General features: G+C 64.3%; 9 protein-coding genes and 1 pseudogene. 7 read left to right on the top strand and 3 right to left on the bottom strand.

The window, feature by feature from the left end; translation table 11 throughout:
• Together AC1D00_RS17765 and AC1D00_RS17760 are read left to right on the top strand one after the other, a co-directional pair.
• Window positions 1–303: pseudogene (locus tag AC1D00_RS17765) on the top strand (methionine synthase); the annotation flags it as partial.
• A gap of 20 nt (window positions 304–323) precedes the next feature.
• The gene (locus AC1D00_RS17760) at window positions 324–536 is read left to right on the top strand and encodes a hypothetical protein (RefSeq protein ID WP_404557810.1); all 213 of its coding nucleotides are present in this window, start codon (window positions 324–326) and stop codon (window positions 534–536) included.
• Here the strand turns inward: AC1D00_RS17760 and AC1D00_RS17755 are convergent.
• The 3 genes from AC1D00_RS17755 to AC1D00_RS17745 all read right to left on the bottom strand — a co-directional run bounded on the left by AC1D00_RS17755 (window position 533) and on the right by AC1D00_RS17745 (window position 2,561).
• The gene (locus AC1D00_RS17755) at window positions 533–1,150 is read right to left on the bottom strand and encodes a hypothetical protein (protein ID WP_477011548.1); all 618 of its coding nucleotides are present in this window, start codon (window positions 1,148–1,150) and stop codon (window positions 533–535) included. The genes AC1D00_RS17760 and AC1D00_RS17755 overlap by 4 nt on opposite strands.
• Before the next feature lie 107 nt (window positions 1,151–1,257).
• Window positions 1,258–1,785, bottom strand: a complete 528-nt coding sequence (gene gpt / locus AC1D00_RS17750; protein ID WP_027547023.1) for a xanthine phosphoribosyltransferase — start codon at window positions 1,783–1,785, stop codon at window positions 1,258–1,260.
• Window positions 1,786–1,823: 38 nt separating this feature from the next.
• Entirely contained in the window at window positions 1,824–2,561 is a 738-nt protein-coding gene (locus tag AC1D00_RS17745) for a competence/damage-inducible protein A (RefSeq protein ID WP_404557812.1), read from the bottom strand.
• 277 nt (window positions 2,562–2,838) lie between these two features.
• Between AC1D00_RS17745 and AC1D00_RS17740 the strand changes: the two genes are divergently transcribed.
• The 5 genes from AC1D00_RS17740 (at window position 2,839) to AC1D00_RS17720 (ending at window position 7,546) form a co-directional block, all read left to right on the top strand.
• Window positions 2,839–4,257, top strand: a complete 1,419-nt coding sequence (locus tag AC1D00_RS17740) for a circularly permuted type 2 ATP-grasp protein (protein WP_027547021.1) — start codon at window positions 2,839–2,841, stop codon at window positions 4,255–4,257.
• Window positions 4,258–4,261: 4 nt separating this feature from the next.
• Window positions 4,262–5,206 (top strand): alpha-E domain-containing protein, encoded by a 945-nt coding sequence (locus tag AC1D00_RS17735; RefSeq protein ID WP_027547020.1) that lies wholly within the window; start codon window positions 4,262–4,264, stop codon window positions 5,204–5,206.
• A gap of 128 nt (window positions 5,207–5,334) precedes the next feature.
• Window positions 5,335–6,183, top strand: coding sequence for a transglutaminase family protein (locus AC1D00_RS17730; protein WP_404557813.1), 849 nt, complete (start codon window positions 5,335–5,337; stop codon window positions 6,181–6,183).
• Window positions 6,184–6,272: 89 nt separating this feature from the next.
• Window positions 6,273–6,680: a carboxymuconolactone decarboxylase family protein gene (locus tag AC1D00_RS17725; protein WP_092191578.1), complete on the top strand. Its 408-nt coding sequence runs from the start codon at window positions 6,273–6,275 to the stop codon at window positions 6,678–6,680.
• Between the two features lie 107 nt (window positions 6,681–6,787).
• Window positions 6,788–7,546 carry a proteasome-type protease gene (locus AC1D00_RS17720; RefSeq protein WP_477011547.1) on the top strand — a complete coding sequence of 253 codons (759 nt, stop codon included), beginning with the start codon at window positions 6,788–6,790 and terminating at the stop codon, window positions 7,544–7,546.
• Window positions 7,547–7,628 lie beyond the last annotated feature (82 nt).

Below are 7,628 nucleotides of genomic sequence, written 5' to 3'. Positions count from 1 at the left end.
ATCGACGCCAGCCCGATCCAACAGGTCGCGATCGAGTGCCGCAATTCCAAGGTGCCGCTCGACCTGCTCGCGCTGCTCAAGAACAAGATCGTGCAGGCTGGCGTGATCGACGTCGCCAGCGACACGGTGGAGACGGCCGAGGACGTCGTGCAGGTGATCGACGCGGTGTCGAAGTTCGTGCCCAAGAGCAACATCATCGCCACCACCAATTGCGGCATGGCGCCGATGCGGCGGGAGATCGCCGAAGCCAAGCTGATGGCGCTCGGCGCAGGTGCCGCGCTGGCGCGCGAGAAGCTGGGGTAGTTGCGGTGAGCCGTTCAGCGATGGTCATCGCTGCACTCGTCGCGACCACAGCATTGGCACGCGCGGAGGACCGCTCCGTGCTCGTCAACTGCAAGGCCATGGTCGAGCGGGCGTCGAAGGATGCGAACACCGCCAGCGATGCCGAGCTGACCCGCTGCCGCCAGGTGATCCGCGAATGGGCGCTGCGCGATGCCCGGACGACGGTGGATGAAGAGGGTAAGCCGCTGCGCTAGCTACGCGCTGTCGGATGCAACGCGGGCCGATAGCCGGCGACGATCGCGCGCAGCGTGGAAGGCGGAGTCAGCAGCTTTGYGTCGGCGAGTTCGCGGTTAACAGGCGCATAGCCTGCCGGCGACCACAGCAGCGCCCCGCCCTGCGCCACCAGAAAACTCTCCTCGCCCTGCTGCACCATCGCGCCGTCGGGCAATTCTACGAGCGGCATCGGCAGCGCGTGCAGCCGCTTCTTACCGCGATCAAGGCGCTCGCGATGCAGCACGGTGTCGATCGCCTTCGCGCTGACGTCGCTTGYAACATTCCCCGCTTCCCAGGCACTGCGAAAGCGTCTGGCATCGTCGCGGCGACAGAAGAAGCACGGCCGATGGCCTGCGGCAAACGCGGTGGCTTCGTCGAGGAAGAACAGCTCGGTCCAGCTCCGGCGCGCCATCACCGGCCGCCGCCAGCCGCGGAATTCGCAGAGGCACGTGATCCAGGCCGGCGACGACCAGCGCTTCTTCAGAAGCGTCTTCGTCGCGGGATCGTGGATGATGCCGCGGTTGCCGGTGAACATGCCGCGGTGCGGGGTGGCGATGATCTCGCCGGCGGGCGTGACACGGTTTTGCAGGGGCATGACTGCCTACGCCCGTCATTGCGAGCGAAGCGAAGCAATCCAGAAATGCATCCTCGGAAGCAGTCTGGATTGCTTCGTCGCTTCGCTCCTCGCAATGACGGCGATGATCACGCCGCCCCGTCGCGGAGCGGCGGGTGGTAGGACAGCGCGGTGTCCCAGGGGAAGAAGATCCAGGTGTCCTGCGACACCTCCGTGATGAAGGTGTCCACCAGCGGACGCCCCTTCGGCTTGGCGTAGACGGTGGCGAAATGCGCGTCGGGCAGCATCTCGCGCACCAGCTTGCCGGTCTTGCCGGTGTCGACGAGGTCGTCGACGATCAACAGCCCCTTGCCCGTGCCGCCGCCGAGCTTCATGGCAGCTTCTGAAATGCCCTTGAGGACCTGGAGGTCGCCCTGCTTGGTGTGGTCGTAGCTGGCGATGCAGACCGTATCGATCACGCGCACGCCGAGTTCGCGCGCGACGATCGCGGCCGGCACCAGGCCGCCGCGGGTGATCGCGATCACCGCGTGGAACGGACCGACCTCGTTGAGCCGCCAGGTCAGCGCCCGGCAATCCCGGTGGAACTGGTCCCACGAGACCGGAAAGGCCTTGCCTGCCCGCTCCTGCTCACTCAGTTCCGGTGCTTCACCGCCCATCGTCTTCTCCTGCCAATCGTCGTCCGGCAGCCTTTCTGCTACCGGGTGATGTTCAATCCTGCCAGCATTTCCTTCACCGCAGCCATGGCTGCGGCGAGCTTGTCCGCATCCCGCGAGCGCACGACCAGATTGGTATTCGGCTTCTGGTCCTCGTCCATGAAGGGATAGCTGCCGATGATGGTGTCGGGATGGGCTGCGGCGATCGCCCGCAAGGGGCTGCCGATGTCGCCTTCCCGCGCATTGGCGCGGACCGATTCGGAGAGCATGCGCACGCCCGATTTCAGCTTGGGCGAGACGATGTCCATCATCGCCTGCATGATCGACGGCACGCCCGCCATGACGATGACATTGCCGATCTTGAAGCCGGGCGCGAGGATGGTCGCGCTCTGGATCAGCTCGGCGCCGTCTGGGATGCGGGCCATGCGCAGGCGGGCCTCGTTGAGGTCCTGCTCGCTCCAGCGTTCGCGGAAACGGGCGACCACCTCGGGGTGGTGGTCGATGCCGACGCCGAACGCCTTGGCGACGCTGTCGGCGGTGATGTCGTCATGGGTCGGCCCGATGCCGCCGGTGGTGAAGACGTAATTGTAGCGATGCCGCAGTGCATCCAATGCGGCGATGATGTCGTCCTCGTCGTCGGAGACGACCCGGACTTCCTTCAGGTCGATACCGATATTGGTCAGGTATTCGGCGATGAAGCCGATGTTCTTGTCCTTGGTCCGGCCGGACAGGATTTCGTCCCCAATGACCAGAATGCCCGCCGTGACGATCTCGCTCATGCCTTAAGTCCCTCACCTGTAGCGCCGACTTTGCCGAGGTAACGCGTTGAAGTCACGCGGTTTTGCTGCCGAAATAAGCAGTCCTCAGCCATTTTTTCAGGCAAGCTGCCTGCTATCCCCGGTAAATGCTGCCAGTCCATGCTTATCGCGCTGGCCCGGCCCTTGCTACCACCTGAAAGTCATGCACTCTTGCCGCATGGCCAGGACGTTGCGGTCTTCACCAAGGCCTGACGACCTGTGAAATGGCGCAACGCCTTGCGGAGACAAGTCGGGATCTATGGCAGTCGCGTTTGATGAAATGAATATTCCCGGCGGGGACCTTCGCCCCGCCTATCAGGAGCTGGCGCGCTGGCTCAAGGAGACGCCTCCCGAGGCGCTCGAATATCGCCGCCAGGAAGCCGAGCTCCTGTTCCGCCGGATCGGCATCACCTTCGCCGTCTATGGCGATTCGGAATCGACCGAGCGCCTGATCCCGTTCGACGTGATCCCCAGGATCATGTCGGGCAAGGAATGGGCGCTGCTGGAGAAGGGCCTGAAACAGCGCGTCCGCGCGCTCAACATGTTCCTGCGCGACATCTATCACGGCCGCGATATCCTCCGCGCCGAGGTCGTGCCCGACGATCTGATCTTCCAGAACCCGGTGTTCCGGCCAGAGATGAACGGCCAGCAGGTGCCGCACGACGTCTACGTGCACATCGCCGGCATCGACATCGTCCGGGTCGACGCCGAGGACTTCATCGTGCTGGAGGACAATGCGCGGACGCCCTCAGGCGTGTCCTACATGCTGGAAAACCGCGAGATCATGATGCGGTTGTTTCCGGATCTGTTCGCCCGCCACCGCGTGGCGCCGGTCGAGCGCTATCCGGACGAACTGCTCGCGGCCCTGCGCTCGGTGGCGCCGCAAAGCGCCTCGGGCGAGCCGACGGTCGCCCTGCTCACGCCGGGCGTCTACAACTCCGCTTACTACGAGCACTCCTTCCTCGCCGACAAGCTCGGCATCGAACTGGTCGAGGGCCGCGACCTCATCGTCAAGAACAACGAAGTATTCATGCGGACGACCGAGGGTGTGAAACGCGTCGACGTGATCTATCGCCGCGTCGACGACGATTTCCTCGATCCCCTCACCTTCCGCCCTGACTCCGTGCTTGGCGTGCCCGGGCTGATGTCGGCCTATGCGGCCGGCAACATCACGCTCGCCAACGCGGTCGGCACCGGGATCGCCGACGACAAGGCGATCTACTCCTACATGCCTGACATCGTGAAGTTCTATCTCGGCGAGGAGCCGATCCTGAAGAACGTGCCGACCTGGCGCTGCCGCGAACCGAAGGACCTCGCCTATGTGCTGGACAATCTCGGCGAGCTCGTCGTCAAGGAAGTGCACGGCTCCGGCGGCTACGGCATGCTGATCGGGCCCGCCGCGACGAAGGCGACCATCGAAGCCTTCCGCGAGAAGCTCAAGCGCGAGCCGGAAGGCTTTATCGCGCAGCCGACGCTGGCGCTCTCGACCTGTCCGACTTGCACGGCCACCGGCCTTGCTCCGCGCCATGTCGACTTGCGGCCGTTCGTGCTGACCGGCAGCAAGAGCACCACGATCGTGCCGGGCGGGCTCACGCGCGTCGCGCTCAAGGAAGGCTCCCTGGTGGTGAATTCGAGCCAGGGCGGCGGCACCAAAGACACCTGGATTTTGGACGAGTAGTCAGATGCTGTCGCGTACCGCCGAAAACCTCTACTGGCTCGCCCGCTACGTCGAACGGGCCGAATATCTCGCGCGCACCATCGATGCGACGCTGCGCGTCACCGCGCTTCCCGCCGCCTATATCGGCAAGACCAACGAATGGGACTCGGCGCTGCTGACCGCCGGCGTCGCCGCAAGCTTCTATCAGACCTACGAGGAAGCCAACGAGCACAACGTCGTCGAATACCTCTCGTTCTCGCCGAACAACCCGTCCTCGATCAGGAACTGTATCGAGGCGGCGCGGCTGAACTCGCGCTCGGTGCGCACCGCGCTCACCAGCGAGATGTGGGACACCATCAACTCGGCCTGGATCGAATTGCAGGAGGTCTGGAACAAGGGCACCTCGACTCGCGAGGATCTCGCCAAGTTCCTGCGCTTCGTGCAGGAGACCTCGCTGCGCTTCGACGGCTCGGCCTACCGGACCATGCTGCGCAACGACGCCTACTGGTTCTCGCGGATGGGCGTGCATCTGGAACGTGCCGATAACACCGCGCGCATTCTCGACGTGAAGTACCACGTGCTGTTGCCCGAGGAAGAGCATGTTGGCGGCCCGCTCGACTTCTACCAGTGGACTTCGATCCTGCGCTCGGTCTCGGCGCTGACCGCCTATCACTGGGTCTATCGCGAGACGCTGAAGCCCTGGCTGATCGCGGATCTCCTGATCCTCAACGACACGTTGCCGCGCTCGCTGGCCAGCTGCTACGGCAACCTCGTGCGCAATCTCGACCAGATCGGCGTCGCCTACGGCCGCCAGGGCCCGGCCCAGCGCCACGCCCGCGGCATCCGCAACCGGCTCGAACACAGCAATATGAACGACATCTTCCAGCACGGGGTGCATGAATTCATTCAGGAATTCATCGCGGACAATTCCAGGCTGGGCGAAATCATCACGAAGCAGTATTTGATCTGATACACGCCGTCATTCCGGGATGGTCCGAAGGACCAGACCCGGAATCTCGAGATTCTCAGGTGCGCAATTGCGCACCATAGTTCGGTGCTGCGCACCGCCCCGGAATGACGCCAGAACAACGGTTCATCATGCGCCTGCGAATCCAGCACACCACGACCTATCGCTACGAGCCGCCGGCCACCAGCGTGATCCAGATCTTGCGCATGACGCCGTGCAGCCATGACGGGCAGTATGTGGCGGAATGGCAGATCGACGTCTCGACCGACACCAAGCTCGACACCCATGAGGACGCCTTCGGCAACGTCACCCATGTGCTGTCCTGCGGCCCTGTCGGCGACATCAAGATCACGGCCGAGGGACTGATCGAAACCCACGATACCGGCGGCGTGCTGCGCGGCGCCGACGAGCGCTTTCCGGCCGGCATGTTCCTGCGCACGACGGAACTGACCGAAGTCAACCCGGCGATGGCGGCGGTGGCGCGCCAGCTGCGCAGCGAGGCCGAGAGCGACACGCTCGGCTTCCTGCATGCGCTGATGAGTGAGATCAGCGACCACATGACGTTCGACGAGGATCCGACCAATAGCGGCACGTCGGCGGCGGAAGCCTTCACGCTCAAGCGCGGCGTCTGCCAGGACTACGCGCATATCTTCATCGCCTGCGCCCGCACCGGCGGCGTGCCGGCCCGCTTCGTCTCCGGCCATTTCCTGCGCTCGGACGGCACGGTGCATCAGGACGCCGGCCATGCCTGGGCGGAGGCCTATGTTCCCGATCTCGGCTGGGTCGGCTTCGATCCCGCCAACAGCATCTGTGCCACCGACGCCCATGTCCGTGTCGCGATCGGGCTCGACTATCTCGGCGCAGCCCCCGTGCGCGGCACCCGCTATGGCGGCGGCGCGGAAACGCTGTCTGTGACCGTCAAGGTCGAGCAGGCCGGCCGCGGCGGGCAATCACAGTCGCAGTCACAGCGGCAGAGCTAAGCATAGCCGCGTCTCGCCACGACGTGCTGCCGGCTGACCGCATGAGCCGTGCTACAATCGCAAGGTCACACCCGACCCGCGAGGTACCCATGGCGACCGTAAAGCTGCTTTCGGACGATGAGCTCTCCAGCGAAGCGCGGGCCGTTTTCGACGACATCCGCAAGGTTCGGCAGTCGGATTTCGTCAACAATTTCTGGCGCGCGCTGGCGCATGATCCGAAGACGCTGCGGCGGACGTGGGAGAGCATCAAGGAGGTGATGGCGCCGGGGGCGCTTGATCCCAAGGTCAAGGAAATGCTCTATGTCGCGGTTTCGGTGGCGCATGGCTGCAGCTACTGCATCCATTCGCACACTGCCGGCGCACGGGCCAAGGGCATGACCGAGGCCGAATATGGCGAACTGCTCGCCATCGTCGGCATGGCCGCGGAGACGAACCGGCTGGTCACGGCGCTCGGCGTTCCCGTGGACGAGGCGTTTCTCGTCGATGCCGCTGACTGAGGTCAGCAGTCGCGCCCCGGAATGACGCCCTCCCCGCGGGAATCGGGGGTTTCATGCCTCCCCGAAATTGGCTAGTAATTCCGCGCAAACGCGTTCGGGGACTGGAAATGACCTATTGTTGCGGAATCCTGGTTCGGGACGGTCTGGTGATGATCGCCGATACCCGCACCAATGCCGGCCTCGACAACGTCTCGACCTTCCGCAAGCTGCATATCTTCTCCAAGCCCGGCGACCGCATCATGGCGATCGCCAGCGCCGGCAACCTCGCCATCAGCCAGTCGGTGCTGTCCACACTGACCGAAGGCCTCGAGGATCCCAACACGGGCGAGATCGAGACGCTGATGAACGCGCCGACCATGTTCCAGGCCGCCCAGCGCATCGGCCGGGCGATCCGGGCGGTGCATGCGACCGAAGGCCCGGCGCTGAAGTCCGAGGACGTCTCGTTCGACGTCTCCTTCCTGTTCGGCGGCCAGATCAAGGGGGCGCGCATGCGCCTGTTCATGGTCTACACCGCCGGCAATTTCATCGAGTGCACCACCGACACGCCCTACTTGCAGATCGGCGAGCACAAATACGGCAAGCCGGTACTCGACCGCGCCATGCATTACGACGTCGAGCTCTACGAGGCGCTGAAGACCGGCCTGATTTCGATGGACTCGACCATGCGCTCCAACCTCGGCGTCGGCCTGCCGATCGACGTGCTGGTGGTGCGCGCCGACGCCTGCGATGCCGATCTCAACCACCGTATCGAGGCGGGCGAGCCCTATTTCCACGATCTGCGCTCGCGCTGGTCGGCAGCCTTGCGCGCCGCGCATCAGAACATTCCGCGCCCGCCCTACAAGAACGAAAAAGACCCCAAAACCTGACAACTTGAGAGAAAAGGCAGGAAACGATGAGTGAAGCGAAAAAGATCGCAGTGGTGACGGGCGCCGGCACCGGAGTCGGACG

The sequence above is a fragment of the Bradyrhizobium sp. P2_E8 genome (genome assembly GCF_056403875.1).
This window is presented reverse-complemented; position numbering and strand designations above follow the sequence as displayed.

Bases quoted from the DNA above. Each gene is read 5' to 3' on its own strand.
- AC1D00_RS17760 (WP_404557810.1), top strand. From the start codon at position 324: ATGGTCATCGCTGCACTCGTCGCGACCACAGCATTGGCACGCGCGGAG.
- AC1D00_RS17730 (WP_404557813.1), top strand. From the start codon at position 5,335: ATGCGCCTGCGAATCCAGCACACCACGACCTATCGCTACGAGCCGCCG.
- AC1D00_RS17735 (WP_027547020.1), top strand. From the start codon at position 4,262: ATGCTGTCGCGTACCGCCGAAAACCTCTACTGGCTCGCCCGCTACGTC.
- AC1D00_RS17740 (WP_027547021.1), top strand. From the start codon at position 2,839: ATGGCAGTCGCGTTTGATGAAATGAATATTCCCGGCGGGGACCTTCGC.
- AC1D00_RS17720 (WP_477011547.1), top strand. From the start codon at position 6,788: ATGACCTATTGTTGCGGAATCCTGGTTCGGGACGGTCTGGTGATGATC.
- AC1D00_RS17745 (WP_404557812.1), bottom strand. From the start codon at position 2,561: ATGAGCGAGATCGTCACGGCGGGCATTCTGGTCATTGGGGACGAAATC.
- AC1D00_RS17725 (WP_092191578.1), top strand. From the start codon at position 6,273: ATGGCGACCGTAAAGCTGCTTTCGGACGATGAGCTCTCCAGCGAAGCG.
- gpt (WP_027547023.1), bottom strand. From the start codon at position 1,785: ATGGGCGGTGAAGCACCGGAACTGAGTGAGCAGGAGCGGGCAGGCAAG.